This is a genomic window from Bacillus sp. RZ2MS9, assembly GCF_001816185.2.
Taxonomy (GTDB): Bacteria; Bacillota; Bacilli; order Bacillales; family Bacillaceae_G; genus Bacillus_A; species Bacillus_A cereus.
Genome location: NZ_CP049978.1, coordinates 4,483,834 through 4,503,202, shown reverse-complemented (window position 1 = coordinate 4,503,202; position 19,369 = coordinate 4,483,834). Strand labels below are relative to the sequence as shown.

Genomic DNA, 19,369 nt, shown 5'->3' with positions numbered 1-19,369 from the left:
GAGACTTTACACCAGATAAAATAAAAACAACATAAAACAATTTTATAATGATATTGTTTTATGTTGTTTTTATCATAAAACTCTTCGGAATGTATTTTCCTCACTAACTTGTTGTTTTGAGCGTGAGGATTCGGGGAGACATTCACGCTCATGCTTTCCATGTAAACAATGGACAATAAGAGGGGAACATCGCAACAAATTTGCATGATCGTGCATTTTGCTTGCCTAAAGAGTGAACGGGCGTTCATAATTCATAAGGGGAGCAAATAGATATAAGGAGCAAGGTTGGGAGAATTTTCAGGAAAAGGAGAGAATGTCATGACTGTTATTCGAGGTTTAGAAGGGGTAGTAGCAACAACATCATCTGTGAGCTCTATTATTGATGATACATTAACTTATGTTGGGTATAATATTGATGATTTAGCTGAGAATGCTACGTTTGAAGAAGTAGTGTACTTATTATGGCACCGCAAGCTTCCTAATGAAAAAGAACTAGCGGAATTTAATGAAATTGTATCTGAATACTATAAAGTTCCAGGTGAGATTTTAACATATTTGAAACAAGTAGATTTAAAAATTGCACATCCGATGTCTGTTTTACGAACTGCAATTTCCATGCTATCATTATACGATGAGAGCGCTGAAATTATGGATGAAAAGTCCAATTATTTGAAAGCGGTTAAATTACAGGCACAAGTCGGAACTTTAGTTGCTGCTTACGCGAGAATCCGTAAAGGTTTAGATATTGTTGAGCCAAGAAAGGATTTATCATTAGCTGCAAACTTCTTGTACATGTTAAATGATCGCGAGCCAAATGAAGTTGAAATTGAAGCTTTTGATAAGGCGCTTGTACTTCATGCAGATCATGAGTTAAACGCTTCTACATTTACTGCACGTGTTTGCGTAGCTACACTTTCAGATGTATATTCTGGTATTACAGCAGCAATCGGTGCATTAAAAGGTCCTCTTCACGGTGGGGCAAATGAAAATGTAATGAAGATGTTAACTGAGATTGGTGAAGAAGAAAATGTAGAGTCATATATTCATAATGCTCTTCAAAATAAAGTGAAAATCATGGGCTTTGGCCACCGTGTGTATGAGCAGGGTGATCCACGTGCAAAACACTTACGTGAAATGTCTAAGAGATTATGCGTGCTTTTAGGAGAAGAGAAATGGTATAATATGTCTATCAAAATTGAAGACATTGTAACAAAAGAAAAAGGTCTTCCACCAAATGTTGATTTCTATTCAGCTTCTGTATACCATTGTTTAGGAATTGACCATGACTTATTTACACCTATTTTTGCAATTAGCCGTATGTCAGGCTGGTTAGCTCATATTCTAGAACAATATGAAAACAACCGTTTAATTCGTCCGCGTGCTGATTATAATGGACCAACGCATCAAGTGTATGTTCCAATTGCACAACGATAAGCGAATAACACTATTTTGATAGTGAAAATACGCTTTCAAAAGTCTGATTTTTTCGGAAAGATGTAATGATTAGAATATTTTAATTTGACTAACGGTTTGAACTGAGGGGTTATTCCCTCAGTTTCATACATATGAAATTTCAAACATGGGGGTTATCACATTGACGACAGGTGAAAAAATTACTGTAACTAATGGTGTTATGAATGTACCAAACAATCCGATTATTCCATTTATCGAGGGAGATGGAATTGGTCCTGATATTTGGGCGGCTGCATCTCGCGTACTAGAAGCAGCAGTTGAAAAAGCTTATGATGGTGAGAAGAAAATCGTTTGGAAAGAAGTGCTTGCAGGGGAAAAAGCATTCAACCAAACAGGCGAGTGGTTACCAGAAGAAACTTTAAACTTAATTCGTGAATATTTAATCGCGATTAAAGGTCCACTTACAACTCCAGTTGGCGGTGGTATTCGTTCTCTAAACGTAGCACTTCGTCAAGAATTAGATTTATATGTATGTCTACGTCCAGTTCGTTATTTTGAAGGTGTTCCTTCACCTGTAAAACGTCCGGAAGATACTGATATGGTTATTTTCCGTGAAAATACAGAAGACATTTATGCTGGAATTGAATATGCACAAGGATCTCCAGAAGCAGAAAAAGTTCTTGCTTTCTTAAAAGAAGCAATGGGTGTTAATAAAATCCGCTTCCCAGAAACATCTGGTATTGGTATTAAGCCGATTTCAGAAGAAGGGACAAAGCGTCTTGTTCGTGCTGCAATTCAATATGCAATTAACGAAAAACGCTCTTCTGTTACATTAGTTCATAAAGGAAACATTATGAAATTTACAGAAGGTGCTTTCAAAAACTGGGGTTACGAAGTAGCGGAACAAGAATTCGGCGACAAAGTATTTACTTGGGCTGAATACGATCGTATCGTTGAAAAAGATGGTAAAGATGCAGCGAATAAAGCGATGGCAGACGCTGAAGTGGCTGGAAAAATCATCGTAAAAGATTCTATTGCAGACATCTTCTTACAACAAATTTTAACTCGTCCACGTGAGTTCGATGTTGTTGCAACAATGAACTTAAATGGTGACTATATCTCTGATGCACTTGCTGCACAAGTAGGTGGAATTGGTATTGCACCTGGTGCAAACATTAACTATGTGACTGGACATGCTATCTTTGAAGCTACACACGGTACAGCTCCAAAATATGCAGGTTTAGATAAAGTAAACCCATCTTCTGTTCTTCTTTCAGGTGTATTATTATTAGAACACTTAGGATGGAACGAAGCTGCGAAATTAGTAACTGCTTCTGTTGAGAAAACAATTGCTTCAAAAGTAGTAACTTATGATTTCGCACGCTTAATGGAAGGTGCAACAGAAGTGAAATGTTCTGAGTTCGCTAATGAACTTATTAAAAACATGGATGTAGCGATAATCAAAAACGCATAATTAAAGCGGGGGGTAAATTATGACAATCAAACGCAAGAAGGTTTCAGTCATCGGTGCAGGATTTACAGGAGCAACAACGGCATTCTTATTAGCACAAAAAGAACTGGCAGATGTTGTATTAGTGGACATTCCACAACTGGAAAATCCAACAAAAGGGAAAGCGTTAGATATGTTAGAAGCGAGCCCAGTACAAGGTTTTGATGCTAACATTATTGGAACATCTGATTACGCAGATACTGCTGATTCTGACGTTGTCGTTATTACAGCAGGTATTGCACGTAAGCCTGGTATGAGCCGTGATGACTTAGTAGCAACAAACTCTAAAATTATGAAAAGTATTACGCGCGACATTGCAAAACATTCACCAAATGCAATTATTGTTGTGTTAACAAATCCAGTTGATGCAATGACATATTCTGTATTTAAAGAAGCAGGATTCCCGAAAGAGCGTGTTATCGGTCAATCGGGTGTATTAGATACAGCTCGTTTCCGTACATTCATCGCACAAGAATTAAATCTTTCTGTAAAAGATATTACAGGATTTGTTCTTGGTGGACACGGTGACGACATGGTACCTCTTGTGCGTTATTCATATGCAGGCGGTATTCCGTTAGAAACGTTAATTCCGAAAGAGCGTTTAGAAGCAATCGTAGAACGTACACGTAAAGGTGGCGGTGAGATTGTAGGCTTATTAGGAAACGGTAGTGCATATTACGCACCAGCAGCTTCTTTAGTTGAAATGACAGAAGCAATCTTAAAAGATCAACGCCGTGTATTACCGGCTATTGCGTACCTTGAAGGTGAGTATGGTTATAGTGACCTTTACTTAGGGGTACCAGTAATTCTAGGTGGTAACGGAATTGAAAAAATTATTGAATTAGAACTTCTTGCAGATGAAAAAGAAGCGTTAGATCGCTCTGTAGAATCTGTACGTAACGTAATGAAAGTTCTTGTTTAATAATTGAATAGTAGTGAAAAAGATTCGGGATTCCGAATCTTTTTCTACTATTTACCGAATTGTTTTTTTGAAATAATATGAAAACGCTATCATTTGTAATATCCTATAATGAAACTGTAGATTTATACTATACATTGCCCTCATCATAGTAAATTTCGGATAAGGTATCGCTTTTAGTAGGATAATAAGGTGAAAAAATCGGAGGGGGTTGTAACATGTTAAAGAAAAAAGTTCAAATTGGTCGTAAAATGGATGAAATTACAGTAGGAGAGAAATTATCTATCACTGAAAAAATTGAGGATAAAGATTTGTTATTGTACTTAGGGTTAACGAATGATGCCAATCCATTATATATTCAGCATGATTACGCATCCCAAACTCCGTATGAAAAGCCGATTGTACCAAGCATTATGCTAACGGGAATGATTACAACGGCGGTTACGAAATATTTACCGGGTCCAGGAAGTCATATTACGAGAAAGGACCTTACATTCGTGAAACATGTTCACCATTATGAAACGTTACAAATCCACTTTGAAGTTGTGGCTGTTTCTGAGGAGGAACATACAATTGATATGCTTGTATCTGCTCATGATGAAAAAGGAGAAACTGTTGTGAAAGGTTCATTAACAGTAACGCCACCTTTTAAATCTGTTTCCATTATGGAAAAAGCATTAGATAATTTTTAAAAGATGAAAATATGAATAGCGCTAGCATACCTTTAATAAGGATGCTAGCGCTATTTTTAGTTGAAGAACCCTTCTTTGAACCCTTCAGCAAATTCTGAGCACCCCGTTTTAATCGTATCCCAGCTCGGAGCGTTAAAAGCAAGGATACATGTGACTGCTAAAGATAGAATGGATAGTATTAGTCGCATAATAGACCTCTGTATATTGTTAATTTATATATTAAGATTAATAATATAATTATCGGTAATTGAAGTCAATTAAAGGAGTGGTTTTTTAGGTGAGGTGGAAAAGAGAAGAGTGATCTTTGAAACGGTAAGAAAAGCTGAAGTGTGGGCAGACGGGTTTGTGAATGAAATGTACGGGAGAGTATTTGATGGATATGAAACACCAGATTATAAAATAGCGTATGCTTTATCTTTTCTCTTAGCGCAAAATCGAGAACTCAATATTCATACGGAAGTAGAATTTAATAACGATATGGAAGTATATAAAGTATGGATAACAAAACATAATTGAGGCGAACGTAATTGTTTTTAGGAATAACAATAGCACAATCCGAATCCATGAATAGACAATTATATTGAGAGGGACCTTGTTTTCTAGTATGATGAGAATAACGGGGAAAATACTAGGATGAAGAAGGTTTCAAGTCTATAACTTGGAGGAAAAGAATGAACAATCGTATTTTAGTAGTTGATGATGAGGAATTTATCTTAACTTTAATCGAATTTAATTTACAACAAGCTGGGTTTGAAGTTATAACAGCGATGGATGGAGAAATGGCGCTTCAAAAAGCGACAACAGAACGCCCAGATTTAATTATATTAGATTTAATGCTTCCGAAAATGGATGGTATGGAAGTGTGTAAAGAATTACGATTGCAGCGCGTTATGACGCCGATTTTAATGTTAACGGCAAAAGATGATGAGTTTGATAAGGTGCTAGGCCTTGAACTTGGGGCAGATGATTATATGACAAAGCCATTTAGTCCAAGAGAAGTAGTTGCTCGTGTGAAGGCGATTTTGCGCCGCACGAAATTACAACAAGAAGAACAAGTTGCAGAAGCGCCAGATGAAGATAGCATCACAATTGCAGAACTTAAAATTTTACCGGAGTTTTATGAGGCTTATTTCCAAGGAAGAAAGCTTGAATTAACACCAAAAGAATTTGAACTACTTGTGTATCTTGCGAAAAATAAAAGTCGCGTGTTGACACGTGATCAATTATTAAGTGCTGTATGGAATTACGATTTTGCTGGTGATACACGAATTGTTGATGTTCATATTAGCCATTTGCGCGATAAAATTGAACAAAATACGAAAAAACCGACGTACATTAAAACGATACGTGGTTTAGGATATAAATTAGAGGAGCCAAAAGGGAATGAATAAATTTCGTTCCAGGCTTCTTTTTACATTTGTTTCTCTTATTGTATTTATTTTAGTTGGACTAGGTTTATTACTAGAAACTGTGTTTGAAAACTACTATATAGATCATGCTAAAGAGAGAATGGTAAAAGAGACAGAGTATGTTGCGACGTTAGCAGAAGAGCAAGGTTTTGATAATGTCTTAAAAAATCCATACGTATTTGAAAAGTTAGAAGAAAAAATACCAGCTTCTATCGTATTTTTGGATGAAAAAAAGAAAGTTCAATATAGAAAAGGACAAGAATTGGCATTTAGTCCAGAGACGATTAAAGAACTTTCTTCGGAAGTGGCAAAACAACGAAGTAAAGTGATTACGAAAGAAACGGATCGAAAGAATGAATTTTATCATGCGGTGTTCGTTCAAGATGTGGAAGGAAAACAAGGATACATTTTGGTGAAAAGTATAATTGATCCTTTAAGAGACGTACATCAAAAAACGTGGGGATTATTAATTATCGGATTTGTCATTGCTTGTCTCGTAGTTGTATTTTTAGGTATGAAAATTACAGGGCAATATATTAGGCCGATTGAATCGGTTACGAAAGTTGCAATTGAATTGGCAAAGGGTAATTATAAAGCACGTGCATACGAAAGTCATTCGGATGAAACAGGAATGCTGAGTAAAGCGATTAATATTTTAGCACGAAATTTACAAGAGATGACACTTGAACAAGAAATGCAGCAAGATCGTCTGCATACGTTAATTGAAAATATGGGAAGCGGAATGATTTTAATTGATAGCCGAGGATATATAAACCTTGTAAACCGCTCTTATAAGGAAACTTTCCACGTAACAGATGAAGAATATTTAGATCGCTTATATTATGAATCGTTTCATCATACAGAAATTATTGAGCTTGTAGAAGAAATCTTTATGACAGAAGTGAAAGTGCGTAAACAAATGTTATTACCACTTGGAATTGAACGGAAGCATTTCGAAGTATATGGAGCGCCTATTATCGGGACAAACCATGAATGGAAAGGGATTGTTCTCGTATTCCATGACATAACAGAGTTAAAGAAATTAGAACAAATGAGAAAAGACTTTTTAGCGAATGTTTCTCATGAATTAAAGACACCGATTACTTCTATTAAAGGTTTTTCAGAAACACTCTTAGACGGAGCGATGGATAATAAAAAATTCTGCGAACATTTCTTGCACATTATTTTAAAAGAAAGTGAGCGCATGCAAGGATTAATTGAAGATTTATTAGATTTGTCGAAGATCGAACAACAAGGATTTAAATTAAATATGGGAACCGTTGACATGAAGGGGCTGCTTGAAGATATTCATATGGTGCTTGATAATAAAGCAGGAGAAAAAGAAATCTCTTTACAAGTGAATGTATTAAAACGTGCCTCTGTTATTGGAGATCCAAGTCGTTTGAAACAAATCTTTATTAATTTAATTAATAACGCAATCGTATATACACCGGCTGGAGGCGTTGTTTCAGTAGAGTTAGCGGAAGATAAATATAATGCTTATATAAAAGTATCGGATACTGGAATTGGTATTAGTAAAGAGGAAATTCCGCGTATTTTTGAACGTTTCTACCGGGTGGATAAAGCAAGAAGTAGAAATACTGGTGGTACCGGCCTTGGATTGTCGATCGTAAAGCATTTAGTTGAGGCGCATCAAGGTACGATTACAGTAGATAGTGAAGTTGGAGAAGGGACAACGTTTACAGTTGTTTTACCGAAATCAGCAACTGAAAAATAGGATGAAGGATGTTTACAATATATTAACAATGGCTTAATTAAATATTAATAAAGCTCTGTTAATATAATACATGAAAACCCCTTCATCCAAGGAGTAATTTTGGACGAGAATAGTTAAGCTGTTCTCGTCACTTCCCTTTATGCCAATATAAGTCTGTTTTATATATGAAAGAAAATAGCCGTTATTTTTCTTCTCTCTATTAGTCATGTTAATATAGAGAGAGGAAAGGAACGGTTTTTTTCTGTGAAAAAAATCATTTCAAATTTGTATGGGGAGGTTTCAATTTTGGAAAAAAAGGTCGTATTAGTAGATGGTAATAATATCGCGTATCGTGCTTTCTTTGCACTACCGCTTTTAAATAACGACAAAGGTATACATACGAACGCAATTTACGGTTTTACAATGATGTTAATGAGAATATTAGAGGAAGAAAAGCCAACTCATATGTTAGTGGCGTTTGATGCAGGCAAAACAACGTTCCGTCATAAAACGTATAGTGAGTATAAAGGAGGGCGTCAAAAGACTCCACCTGAATTATCAGAGCAATTCCCATTTATTCGTGAGATGCTGGATGCGTTCAATGTACCGCGTTATGAATTAGAAAATTATGAAGCGGACGACATCATGGGAACGTTAGCGAAAGAAGCGAGTGAGCAAGGGGCAAGTGTAAAAGTTATTTCAGGAGATAAAGATTTACTTCAACTTGTTTCTGATAACACGCTTGTATGTATTCCGCGAAAAGGGATTACAGAAGTGGATGAATATACGAAAGAAGCTTTATTTGAAAAATACAGCTTATCACCAAAGCAAATTATCGATATGAAAGGTTTAATGGGAGACCAGTCAGATAATATACCAGGTGTACCAGGAGTTGGTGAAAAAACGGCAATTAAATTGTTAACACAGTTTGGAACGGTTGAAGCGGTGTATGAAAATATAGATCAAGTAAGTGGGAAGAAATTAAAAGAAAAACTGGAAGAAAATAAAGAACAAGCTCTTATGAGTAAGGATCTTGCAACTATTATTACAGATGCGCCGATTACAGTTCATGTGGATGATATGGCGTATAAAGGATATGAAGCAAGTGATGTCATTCCAATGTTCGAGAGTTTAGGATTTACATCTCTTTTAAATAAATTAGGCGTTACGCCAGAAGAAACTGCTCCAGCTGAATTAGATGATATTACATTTGATATTGTGGAAGAAGTTACAGAAGAAATGCTTCAGCAAGATAGTGCGCTTATCGTTGAAGTACAAGAAGATAACTATCATAAAGCAGACATTCAAGGTTTCGGTATTCAAAATGAAAATGGATGTTACTTTATTCAGACAGACATTGCTCTTAAGTCAGATGCTTTTAAAGAGTGGCTTGCAGATGGAGAAATGAGAAAGCATACATTTGATGCGAAGCGTGCAATCGTTGCACTGAAATGGAATGGGATAGATATGCAAGGGATTGACTTTGATCTATTAATCGCTGCTTATTTACTAGATCCAGCTGATACGGATAAAGACTTCCGTACTGTAGCGAAAATGAAAGAAACGCATGCTGTGAAATCTGATGAAGAAGTTTACGGAAAAGGTGCGAAGCGTGCTGTTCCAAAGTTAGAGGTAGTAGCGGAGCATGTGGCTCGTAAAGTGCATGTATTATATGATGTAAAGCAAACATTCGTTGAAGAGTTAAAGAAGAATGAGCAATATGAACTGTTTACAGAGTTAGAATTGCCGCTTGCACGTGTATTAGCTGATATGGAAGTAAAGGGTGTAAAAGTTGATACAGAGCGTCTTCGTAATATGGGAGAAGAACTTGCGGGTAGATTAAAGGAAATGGAACAGGAAATTTATAAGCTTGCGGGAACAGAATTTAATATTAATTCACCGAAGCAGCTTGGTGTTATTCTGTTTGAGAACTTAAACTTGCCGGTTATTAAAAAGACGAAAACAGGTTATTCTACGTCAGCTGATGTACTAGATAAGCTTATGAATCACCATGAAATTATTCCAAATATTTTACATTATCGTCAATTAGGGAAACTAAATTCAACTTACATTGAAGGTTTACTGAAAGTTGTACATGAAGATTCATCTAAAATTCATACTCGCTTTAATCAAGTGTTAACGCAAACAGGTCGATTAAGTTCAACGGATCCGAACTTGCAAAATATCCCAATTCGATTAGAAGAAGGAAGAAAGATTCGTCAGGCATTTGTTCCGTCAGAAGAAGGATGGATTATGTATGCGGCTGATTACTCACAAATCGAACTGCGTGTATTAGCTCATATTGCAAATGATAAAGGGCTAGTTGAAGCATTCCAACATGATATGGATATTCATACGAAAACAGCTATGGATGTATTTGGCGTTAAAAAAGATGAAGTAACTTCAAATATGAGACGACAAGCGAAAGCTGTTAACTTCGGAATTGTATATGGTATTAGTGATTATGGTCTTTCACAAAACTTAGGAATTACAAGAAAAGCAGCAGCGGAATTTATTGAAAAGTATTTAGAAAGTTTCCCTGGTGTACAAGAATACATGGAGGACATCGTAAAAGATGCGAAACAAAAAGGATATGTGGCTACATTATTAAATCGTCGCCGTTATATTCCAGAAATTACAAGTCGTAATTTCAATTTACGTAGCTTCGCTGAGCGTACAGCGATGAATACACCAATTCAAGGTACTGCCGCAGATATTATTAAAAAAGCGATGATTATTATGGCGGATCGTTTAGAAGAAGAAGGATTACAAGCACGTCTTCTTCTGCAAGTACACGATGAATTGATATTTGAAGCGCCAAAAGAAGAAATTGAAAAATTAGAGAAGCTTGTACCTGAAGTAATGGAGCATGCAATTGAACTTGCAGTTCCGCTGAAAGTTGATTATTCTTACGGTCCAACTTGGTACGACGCAAAATAAGGAAGTGATGAAATGCCTGAATTACCAGAGGTTGAAAACGTCAGACGGACACTTGAAAATCTTGTAACAGGAAAAACGATTGAAGATGTTATTGTTACTTATCCAAAAATAGTGAAACGACCGGATGATGCAGAAATCTTTAAAGAAATGCTAAAAGGCGAGAAGATTGAAAATATAAAGCGAAGAGGAAAGTTTTTGCTTTTATATGTAACGAATTATGTTATTGTTTCACATTTGCGTATGGAAGGTAAGTTTTTACTACATCAAGAGGATGAGCCGATTGATAAACATACGCACGTCCGTTTCTTATTTACAGATGGAACGGAATTACATTATAAAGATGTGAGAAAGTTTGGTACGATGCATCTCTTTAAGAAAGGTGAAGAAATGAACCAAATGCCTCTTGCGGACTTAGGTCCGGAGCCATTTGATGCTGAAATGACACCGCAGTATTTACAAGAAAGATTACAAAAGACAAATCGTAAAATAAAAGTTGTGCTACTGGATCAGCGTCTTTTAGTAGGGCTTGGAAATATATATGTAGATGAAGTTTTATTCCGTTCTCAAATTCACCCGGAACGAGAAGCTTCGTCTTTAACAGTAGAAGAAATTGAGCGAATTTATGAGGCTACCGTTACAACGCTAGGGGAAGCAGTAAAGCGTGGCGGAAGTACAATTCGGACGTATATCAACTCACAAGGGCAAATTGGTTCGTTCCAAGAACTCCTAAATGTATATGGGAAAAAAGGAGAGCCGTGCGTAACTTGTGGCACGATATTAGAAAAAACAGTTGTTGGCGGGCGAGGAACGCATTACTGCCCAATTTGTCAGCCTAGAATATAGAAAAGAGATAACATCGGATAGGCATTTGTCATATACATACAGCAGAGCTATGTATAAGGGAGGAGCTTACCGATGTACCTTTATTTATCTCTTATTTTATTAGCTTTTACATTAAGCTTGGATAGCTGTAGTGTAGGGCTAACATATGGTTTAAGAAGCGTAAGAATTCCACTAAGATCAATTATAATTATCGGAATGTGTTCAGCGGCTGTTATGCTTGTTTCAATGGGAATTGGACATATGATCGCGAAAGTATTTTCACCTGTTATCGCAACGCGTATCGGTGGGCTTGTTCTTATTGGAATAGGGATTTGGGTATTATATCAATTTTTTCGAAGTGAGAAAAAAGAAGAACCGAAGCAAGAGGAGAAGGTCTGGAAATTAGAGATTGCCTCGCTAGGGCTAGTGATTCAAATTTTACGGAAACCGACTGTAGCAGATTTTGATAAATCAGGAACCATTTCTGCAGGAGAAGCATTGCTTCTGGGTATCGCTCTTTCTGTAGACTCATTTGGTGCCGGAATTGGTGCATCTTTATTAGGGTATGCACCCGCTATGATGGCGATATTAGTTGCAATTATGAGTTCTTTGTTTTTATTTATTGGAATGAAACTTGGAACGGTTTTATCGAATATGAAGTGGTTACAAAAATTTACATTCCTGCCTGGAGTATTACTCATTATTATTGGAATTTGGAAAATGTAAGTATGGGCGTGGAACATTAGTTTCGCGCCTTTTATTATGAGGAGGATTATGATGACAGTAGTAATTGGATTAACAGGAGGCATTGCAAGTGGAAAAAGTACAGTGTCTCAAATGTTTCGTGAACTGAGCATACCAGTTATTGATGCAGATATTATTGCACGAGAAGTTGTAGAGCGAGGAAAACCAGCATATAACAAAATAGTAGAAGTATTTGGAACGGAAGTGTTACAAGAAGATGGAGAACTAGATCGTCCAAAACTAGGAAGTGTCGTTTTCTATAATGAAGAAAAACGATTGCAGTTAAATAAAATTGTTCATCCTGCAGTGCGTGAGGAAATGAATAGGCAAAAGGAAATGTACATAAAAGAAGGTATGCAAGCGGTTGTGTTAGATATTCCTCTCTTATTTGAAAGCAAATTAACAAGTCTCGTTGACCGCATTTTAGTTGTAGCGGTTAAGCCGCATACGCAATTAGAACGTTTAATGAAACGAAATAACTTTTCAGAAGAAGAAGCAACAGCTCGTATTCAATCTCAAATGCCGTTAGAAGAAAAAGTGAAAAATGCAGATGAAGTGATAAATAATGATGGCACAATTATGGGAACGAAAACACAATTGCAGGTAATTTTAAAGAAGTGGAACATTATTGACTAAAAAATTGTGAAATTAATGAAAATGCTTAGTGACATATCCCCTTTTTGTGTTATACTATTATTGGGATTGGAGATAAATAGTATAACGCATTCAAGGGGGATAACATATTATGACTCGTGTGGCAATTAATGGATTTGGACGTATTGGGAGAATGGTATTTCGTCAAGCAATAAAAGAAAGCGCATTCGAAATTGTAGCAATCAATGCAAGCTATCCATCTGAAACGTTAGCACACTTAATTAAATATGATACAGTTCATGGCAAGTTTGACGGAACAGTAGAAGCATTTGAAGATCACTTATTAGTTGATGGAAAAATGATTCGCCTTTTAAACAACCGCGATCCAAAGGAATTGCCTTGGACAGATTTAGGTGTTGAAGTTGTAATTGAAGCAACTGGTAAATTTAATTCAAAAGAAAAAGCAATTCTTCACGTTGAAGCTGGAGCGAAAAAAGTAATTTTAACAGCGCCTGGTAAAAATGAAGATGTAACAATTGTAGTTGGTGTGAACGAAGACCAATTAGATATTACAAAACATACTGTTATTTCAAATGCATCTTGTACAACAAACTGTTTAGCGCCTGTTGTGAAGGTGTTAGATGAGCAGTTTGGAATTGAAAACGGTTTAATGACGACAGTTCACGCCTATACAAATGACCAAAAAAATATTGATAACCCACATAAAGATTTAAGAAGAGCACGTGCTTGCGGACAATCAATCATTCCGACAACGACAGGTGCTGCGAAAGCGCTAGCAAAAGTTCTTCCACATTTAAACGGAAAACTTCATGGTATGGCACTTCGTGTACCAACACCAAACGTGTCTCTTGTTGATTTAGTAGTAGATGTAAAACGCGATGTGACAGTTGAAGCCATTAACGATGCATTCAAAACTGTTGCAAACGGTGCGTTAAAAGGTATTGTAGAATTCAGCGAAGAGCCTTTAGTATCTATCGACTTTAATACAAATACACACTCAGCTATTATTGATGGTTTATCTACAATGGTAATGGGTGATCGTAAAGTGAAAGTACTTGCTTGGTATGATAACGAGTGGGGCTACTCTCGTCGTGTTGTAGATCTTGTAACGTTAGTTGTTGAAGAGTTAGCGAAACAAGAAAATGTGCAACACATTTAAGTGAATAAGGGAGGAGAGGGCAAGGCAACATTTGCCCTCTTTTTTTAATTTTTTCTGAAAAGGAAAAAAATTATATAAGTATATTTAAAAAAGTGGACATACCACGAAGCGTTGTGATTACTGCATTTGTGAATCGTTTATTTTTTTTAGGGAAAAGTAAAGAGGAAAATATGACAGAAAATCGAAAAAACTGTTGTTGCAAAATGAAAATAAACAAAGTATACTAACACTCGTAAACTTAAGAGCTGAGGTACGTAGTCACTACTTAAAGGGTTAGGACCTCTCTGGACTAACTTTCCCCCGTGGTAGTGGAGCAAGCCAAATTGCAAATTAGTTTTCAATTCGAACAGTTAGAATAAATTTACAAGGGGGAACTGTAGAATGGATACTATGGATACGATGGGTCGTCACGTGATTGCTGAACTTTGGGATTGCGATTTCGACAAACTGAATGACATGCCGTATATTGAACAATTATTTGTGGATGCAGCACTAAAAGCTGGTGCTGAAGTGCGTGAGGTTGCTTTCCATAAATTTGCACCACAAGGTGTAAGTGGAGTAGTAATTATCTCGGAATCACATTTAACAATTCATAGCTTTCCGGAGCACGGTTACGCAAGTATTGATGTTTATACTTGTGGGGATCGTATTGATCCAAATGTTGCTGCAGAATATATTGCAGAAGGTTTAAACGCGAAAACGCGTGAGAGCATCGAGCTTCCTCGAGGAACTGGTAGCTTCGAAATTAAGCAGAGAGAAACAAAAGCTCTTTAAAAAAGAACATAATTGATTTAAAATGTAAAGAGGTGTATAATGCACCTCTTTTTTAGTTTATAAAAAAGGAAAAATATAACGTACTCGTTAGTTGAATAAATTGGATTCTTGCAAATGAGGTAGTGCTCTATATACCATCTTATTTTTAAGGATGAGATGATAAAGTGATGCGCTGAAACTTAAAGTGGTAAGAGAGTTAGAATGAGTTATATAATATTGTATATATATTTTAGGTGAAGTGAGTAGATAAAAATAAAGAGTATAGTGTAAAGGAGTGAATGTATTGCGTTGTCCATCCTGTTCTCATAATGGTACAAGAGTGTTAGATTCGCGTCCGGTAGACGAGGGGCGCTCTATTCGAAGAAGGAGAGAGTGTGAAAGCTGCTTAAGTCGCTTTACGACCTTTGAAAGGGTAGAAGAGTCACCTCTTATCGTTGTAAAAAAAGAAGGCACACGAGAAGAGTTTAATAAAGAAAAGATTTTACGTGGTTTAATTAAAGCGTGTGAAAAAAGACCAGTATCTTTAAGACAATTAGAAGAAGTAACACAAAGCGTGGAACGTGAACTGCGTAATTTAGGTATATCAGAAGTGAAAAGTGATATGATTGGTGAAATTGTCATGGAAGAACTTCGCGATATTGATGATGTTGCTTACGTACGTTTTGCTTCTGTATATCGTCAATTTAAAGATTTAAATGTATTTATTGAAGAATTAAAAGATATACTGCAAAAAGAAAGAGAGTAGAAGTTGTATTTTATTCTCTTTACATACCGTAAGTAATAGGATAAGAGAGCTAGAAGCGCAAGCTAATAGCTCTTTTTCACTAAGAATTTATATAATGAAGATAGAACGAATGAAGTAGAGGATAGATTGGATGAGAGAAAGGAAAAGCAAGAATGGAAAAACAGTCATGGATGGAGCTATTGCCGATTGATCGTTATAAAGTAAGTGCGAAAGGGCTACTGCACAATTACGACCGAAAAGTGTTAACGATGTTGTATCAGCCGTTAATAGGTAGTAGAGCTTTTAGCTTATACATGACACTATGGGGAGAGCTAGAGCAAGATCGTGTATTTGGAAAAGAGAATACGCATCATTCCCTTATGGTGACTATGCAAATGCAACTTCCTGAAATATATGAGGAACGAGTAAAGTTAGAGGCAATTGGGCTATTGAGGGTATATATTAAGAAAGAAAAAGATATTCGAATGTTCATATATGAGTTGCAACCACCTTTATCTCCGAAGCAGTTTTTTGATGATATTGTTTTAAGTATCTTTTTATACAATCGATTGAGCCGGACAAAATATAATCAAGTAAAGCAATATTTCTTAGAAGAAGAATTTGATTTTGCTTCTTATGAAAATGTTACGCGTTCTTTCAATGATGTGTTTGGTTCGTTTAATCCAGGACAGCTTGAGCATGCGCAAGAAGACCTTCGTATTCCAAAAACGACAACTATGCCAAGTAACGAGAAGGGAGACGCTCCGAAAGTTTGGAATGATTTCTTTGATTTCTCTTTATTTGTAGATGGATTGTCCGCTCTTGTTCCTAAAAAGGCGATTACAGATCAAGTGAGAGACTGCGTTATAACACTTGCTTACGTGTATGGTGTAGATGTGTTATCGATGCAAAATATCGTTCTTGGTGCAGTGACAGAGATGCAAACAATTGATACGGAAAGGCTTAGAAAAGGAGCGCGCGATTGGTATCAATTTGAAAATGGTCAAGCATTACCGGTATTAAGTGAAAGAGTACAGCCTCATGCTGCACGTACGATGAAAGAGAAAGAGCCTTCATCGCAAGAGGAGATGTTAATAAAGCAGCTAGAGGAAATCTCGCCAAAACAACTATTGAAAGAGATTTCTGGTGGTGCAGAGGCAACGAAAGCGGACTTGCAGATCGTTGAAGATGTCATGATTAATCAAAAATTGACACCAGGAGTTGTGAATGTACTTATTTATTACGTTATGCTACGCTCAGATATGAAACTTGCGAAAACGTATGTCGAGAAGATTGCTGGGCATTGGGCACGTAAAAAGGTCGGTACAGTAGCGGACGCGATGGCGTTAGCGAAAGAAGAGAACCGTCAATATCAAGAGTGGGCTGAGACGAAGAAAAAAGGCCGTACGGCGAAGAAAACGGTGCGGAAAGAAATGGTGCCAGATTGGCTTAAGGAAGAAGAGCCGAAAGAACAAGAGAAAGAAACAGAGAAGAAAGATACAAGTGTAGAAAAAGATGCAAGTACGCTAGAAGATGAAAGAAAACGACTAGAAGAAGTGTTAAAAAAATATAAGCGTGATTAATAGAAGAGAATGAACGCTCTTTGAGGTGAGAAAATGGAGCATATTCAAAATTCATTTGCAAAATTAATGGAAAATGAAAACTTTAAAAATAGATATGAAGTACTAAAGGCAGAAGTAATGGCGCATCCGCGGGTGAAAGAATTTATAGACGAACATAAGGGTGAAGTAACGACTTCTATGATTGAGCGCAGTCTTGTGAAGTTATATGAATATATTGGACAAAGTGTAGGTTGCGTGGATTGTCCGGATTTAGGTTCATGTAAAAATATGCTACAAGGTTATGAGCCAAAGCTTGTTATTCAAGGGAAGATGATTGATATTCAATACGATCGCTGCGTTAGAAAAGTAGCGCATGACGAGAGAAAGAAATATGAAAAACTCGTTCAAAGTGTATATATGCCAACGGATATTTTGCAGGCAACTATGGAAAACTTAGACCCTTCTGATTTAAATGCACGTATCGATGCAATTGGTGCAGCGAATGAATTTTTAAGTACATATGAACCAGGTAAAAAAGCACAAGGTTTATATTTGTACGGTAAATTTGGTGTAGGAAAAACGTACCTTTTAGGAGCAATAGCGAACGAGCTTGCTCGAAAGAAAATAAGTTCGATGCTCGTATACTTCCCGGAATTTTTACGTGAAATTAAAAGTTCAATTCAAGATAATTCGATTGGTGAAAAGATTGATGCGGTTAAACGCGTACAAGTTTTAATGTTAGACGATATCGGGGCAGAAGCGATGTCAAGCTTTGTGCGTGACGATGTGCTTGGTGCAATCTTGCAATTCCGTATGTTAGAAAACTTACCGACGTTCTTTACGTCTAATTTTGATTTTAAACAACTGGAACACCATTTAACGTATACGCAGCGTGGTGAGGCTGAAGAAATGAAAGCAGCACGTATTATGGAAAGAATTAAATATTTAGCGAAACCAATTCCAATTGGTGGGAAAAACCGTCGTCATAAGTAAAAGAGTAAGCTTCTCAGCTTGCTCTTTTTTTGTATTATAGTGATATTTTCTTTTCGAATATGAGATCGAAATATTCAGGTTGTCCAGAACTGCCAAACGTAGGGGCAACAATCTGTACGAACCTCCAGCCATCTCTAGCATGTTCTTGAATAATTTCTTGGTAGTCTTCAGCTGGTTTTGAGCGAGTGAACCCCCAATGTAATTCGACTTTTACGAATTTATATTCAAACATTCAGATACCCCCTTTTATTGATAAGTAAAGTATACAATAAAAATTCATAGTAGCTTGTATCATTTTTTTCTCCCTCCCTTAATATATATAAAATTAGCAAGCCATATTGAGTGGATTTTCTAACGATAGGAAATGTGATTCTACTAAGAGTGAAATTCACGCGGGACGGACTCTTATAGGATTTGTAACGTATAGATACAGTCCTTTAGAGCGGGGATAAAAGGGGGGACAAAAGTGATTGAAATTTGCTTCGAAGAAAAAAATGATGCTATGCACGTATATAGACAATTGCTGAAAAGAGCGGAAGTGTTATATAAGGAAACGAGTGTGTATTTACAGGAACAAAAAGTGGTGATTCACATACCAGTACGTGAATCGAATTATATTGAAAAAATCTTATTGCCAGTAATGGTGTATTTCATTGTGAATGTGAAACAAAATGAGTGGATTTATACGATTTTAAAAGAAAAGTTTTTTTATGAAGAACAAGAAGAGTGTCATCAAATATTGCACATGGCACATGAGATTTTAAAGGGAAGAAGAAAAGGTGTAGCTCAGGATTTAACGCGTAACGCATTTGAGTCATATATTAAGTCTTCTTTAAATAATTGGCTTTGTGATCCGCTCTCATTCTCGTTTTCATCATATATCCGTTTTCGTCTTCGTACATATAGGGAAATGGTGGCTAAACTTGCGGAAGTGGCAATTGATGAATATAAGATGGAGCAAGAATACCAAATGTTCATTGAGACGCTTCGGCAACAAGTAAGTAGCCGTAAATCACGTTTGTCTTGCGTGCATCTTATTTTTGATGAAAGCTTTATCTTTTATGATGATAAAGGTAGACGTTTAAAACAGGAGAAGTTGGTCCAATATATAGATGAGGAATTATTAAAGCAAAATGATGTATATATTGATACGAAAGTAATTGCGCCGCTTCTTTCTATTTCGCCTAAAAAGATTTATTTATATACGAAAGAACAAGACCATAATATGATTATTACTTTGCGAAATGTGTTCCAAGAACGGGTCCAATTACATGGATTACATGATTTTGAGCGCAATGTGAAAAATTTAAAAAATAAAGGTAACGCCCTTGATTTTCTAAGTTTTTGAGCATATAATTACCTACATAAATGAAATA

Annotated in this window: 17 protein-coding genes and 1 pseudogene; 17 read left to right on the top strand and 1 reads right to left on the bottom strand. The window is 36.3% G+C overall.

Annotated features, from left to right (window positions below; translation table 11 throughout):
- The first annotated feature begins 285 nt into the window (after positions 1-285).
- From citZ to dnaI, 16 genes and pseudogenes are all read left to right on the top strand, one after another.
- Positions 286-1,434, top strand: coding sequence for a citrate synthase (citZ, locus tag BHV55_RS22945; RefSeq protein WP_000503652.1), 1,149 nt, complete (start codon positions 286-288; stop codon positions 1,432-1,434).
- Between the two features lie 160 nt (positions 1,435-1,594).
- Positions 1,595-2,887, top strand: a complete 1,293-nt coding sequence (gene icd / locus BHV55_RS22940) for an NADP-dependent isocitrate dehydrogenase (protein ID WP_000206898.1) — start codon at positions 1,595-1,597, stop codon at positions 2,885-2,887.
- A gap of 19 nt (positions 2,888-2,906) precedes the next feature.
- The gene (mdh, locus tag BHV55_RS22935; RefSeq protein WP_000153232.1) at positions 2,907-3,845 is read left to right on the top strand and encodes a malate dehydrogenase; all 939 of its coding nucleotides are present in this window, start codon (positions 2,907-2,909) and stop codon (positions 3,843-3,845) included.
- Between the two features lie 215 nt (positions 3,846-4,060).
- The gene (locus BHV55_RS22930) at positions 4,061-4,534 is read left to right on the top strand and encodes a MaoC family dehydratase (RefSeq protein ID WP_000914180.1); all 474 of its coding nucleotides are present in this window, start codon (positions 4,061-4,063) and stop codon (positions 4,532-4,534) included.
- 277 nt (positions 4,535-4,811) lie between these two features.
- Positions 4,812-5,050: pseudogene (locus BHV55_RS22925) on the top strand (hypothetical protein).
- A 155-nt stretch (positions 5,051-5,205) separates the two neighbouring features.
- Positions 5,206-5,925, top strand: coding sequence for a two-component system response regulator PhoP (gene phoP, locus BHV55_RS22920; protein WP_001065220.1), 720 nt, complete (start codon positions 5,206-5,208; stop codon positions 5,923-5,925).
- A complete protein-coding gene (gene phoR / locus BHV55_RS22915) occupies positions 5,918-7,681 on the top strand; it encodes a sensory box histidine kinase PhoR (protein ID WP_001032106.1) in 1,764 nt (587 codons plus the stop codon). Before phoP ends, phoR begins: the two co-directional genes overlap by 8 nt.
- 285 nt (positions 7,682-7,966) lie before the next feature.
- The gene (gene polA / locus BHV55_RS22910; protein ID WP_000412804.1) at positions 7,967-10,600 is read left to right on the top strand and encodes a DNA polymerase I; all 2,634 of its coding nucleotides are present in this window, start codon (positions 7,967-7,969) and stop codon (positions 10,598-10,600) included.
- A 12-nt stretch (positions 10,601-10,612) separates the two neighbouring features.
- The gene (gene mutM / locus BHV55_RS22905; RefSeq protein WP_001114478.1) at positions 10,613-11,443 is read left to right on the top strand and encodes a DNA-formamidopyrimidine glycosylase; all 831 of its coding nucleotides are present in this window, start codon (positions 10,613-10,615) and stop codon (positions 11,441-11,443) included.
- A gap of 72 nt (positions 11,444-11,515) precedes the next feature.
- Positions 11,516-12,148, top strand: a complete 633-nt coding sequence (ytaF, locus tag BHV55_RS22900; RefSeq protein WP_000281743.1) for a sporulation membrane protein YtaF — start codon at positions 11,516-11,518, stop codon at positions 12,146-12,148.
- A 51-nt stretch (positions 12,149-12,199) separates the two neighbouring features.
- Entirely contained in the window at positions 12,200-12,802 is a 603-nt protein-coding gene (coaE, locus tag BHV55_RS22895; RefSeq protein WP_000219315.1) for a dephospho-CoA kinase, read from the top strand.
- A 109-nt stretch (positions 12,803-12,911) separates the two neighbouring features.
- Positions 12,912-13,940 (top strand): glyceraldehyde-3-phosphate dehydrogenase, encoded by a 1,029-nt coding sequence (locus BHV55_RS22890; protein ID WP_000198974.1) that lies wholly within the window; start codon positions 12,912-12,914, stop codon positions 13,938-13,940.
- Positions 13,941-14,330: 390 nt separating this feature from the next.
- Positions 14,331-14,714 (top strand): adenosylmethionine decarboxylase, encoded by a 384-nt coding sequence (gene speD / locus BHV55_RS22885; RefSeq protein WP_098413228.1) that lies wholly within the window; start codon positions 14,331-14,333, stop codon positions 14,712-14,714.
- 283 nt (positions 14,715-14,997) lie between these two features.
- On the top strand, positions 14,998-15,459 hold the full coding sequence (gene nrdR, locus BHV55_RS22880; RefSeq protein ID WP_001203687.1) for a transcriptional regulator NrdR: 462 nt from the start codon (positions 14,998-15,000) through the stop codon (positions 15,457-15,459).
- Positions 15,460-15,611: 152 nt separating this feature from the next.
- Positions 15,612-17,021, top strand: coding sequence for a replication initiation and membrane attachment family protein (locus tag BHV55_RS22875; RefSeq protein ID WP_016110776.1), 1,410 nt, complete (start codon positions 15,612-15,614; stop codon positions 17,019-17,021).
- Positions 17,022-17,054: 33 nt separating this feature from the next.
- Positions 17,055-17,993 carry a primosomal protein DnaI gene (gene dnaI, locus BHV55_RS22870; RefSeq protein ID WP_000400104.1) on the top strand — a complete coding sequence of 313 codons (939 nt, stop codon included), beginning with the start codon at positions 17,055-17,057 and terminating at the stop codon, positions 17,991-17,993.
- A 34-nt stretch (positions 17,994-18,027) separates the two neighbouring features.
- On the opposite strand, the gene BHV55_RS22865 is transcribed toward dnaI, so the two are convergent.
- A complete protein-coding gene (locus BHV55_RS22865; RefSeq protein ID WP_000464456.1) occupies positions 18,028-18,225 on the bottom strand; it encodes a DUF4177 domain-containing protein in 198 nt (65 codons plus the stop codon).
- Between the two features lie 234 nt (positions 18,226-18,459).
- Here BHV55_RS22865 and ytxC point away from each other — a divergent pair, with 234 nt between their 5' ends.
- Positions 18,460-19,341 (top strand): putative sporulation protein YtxC, encoded by an 882-nt coding sequence (gene ytxC, locus BHV55_RS22860; RefSeq protein WP_000569629.1) that lies wholly within the window; start codon positions 18,460-18,462, stop codon positions 19,339-19,341.
- Positions 19,342-19,369 lie beyond the last annotated feature (28 nt).

What these genes read in the sequence shown, in the direction of transcription:
- BHV55_RS22875 (WP_016110776.1), top strand. Translation starts at nt 15,612, where the DNA reads ATGGAAAAACAGTCATGGATGGAGCTATTGCCGATTGATCGTTATAAA.
- mdh (WP_000153232.1), top strand. Translation starts at nt 2,907, where the DNA reads ATGACAATCAAACGCAAGAAGGTTTCAGTCATCGGTGCAGGATTTACA.
- ytaF (WP_000281743.1), top strand. Translation starts at nt 11,516, where the DNA reads ATGTACCTTTATTTATCTCTTATTTTATTAGCTTTTACATTAAGCTTG.
- phoR (WP_001032106.1), top strand. Translation starts at nt 5,918, where the DNA reads ATGAATAAATTTCGTTCCAGGCTTCTTTTTACATTTGTTTCTCTTATT.
- speD (WP_098413228.1), top strand. Translation starts at nt 14,331, where the DNA reads ATGGATACGATGGGTCGTCACGTGATTGCTGAACTTTGGGATTGCGAT.
- phoP (WP_001065220.1), top strand. Translation starts at nt 5,206, where the DNA reads ATGAACAATCGTATTTTAGTAGTTGATGATGAGGAATTTATCTTAACT.
- dnaI (WP_000400104.1), top strand. Translation starts at nt 17,055, where the DNA reads ATGGAGCATATTCAAAATTCATTTGCAAAATTAATGGAAAATGAAAAC.
- BHV55_RS22890 (WP_000198974.1), top strand. Translation starts at nt 12,912, where the DNA reads ATGACTCGTGTGGCAATTAATGGATTTGGACGTATTGGGAGAATGGTA.
- coaE (WP_000219315.1), top strand. Translation starts at nt 12,200, where the DNA reads ATGACAGTAGTAATTGGATTAACAGGAGGCATTGCAAGTGGAAAAAGT.
- BHV55_RS22865 (WP_000464456.1), bottom strand. Translation starts at nt 18,225, where the DNA reads ATGTTTGAATATAAATTCGTAAAAGTCGAATTACATTGGGGGTTCACT.
- BHV55_RS22930 (WP_000914180.1), top strand. Translation starts at nt 4,061, where the DNA reads ATGTTAAAGAAAAAAGTTCAAATTGGTCGTAAAATGGATGAAATTACA.
- mutM (WP_001114478.1), top strand. Translation starts at nt 10,613, where the DNA reads ATGCCTGAATTACCAGAGGTTGAAAACGTCAGACGGACACTTGAAAAT.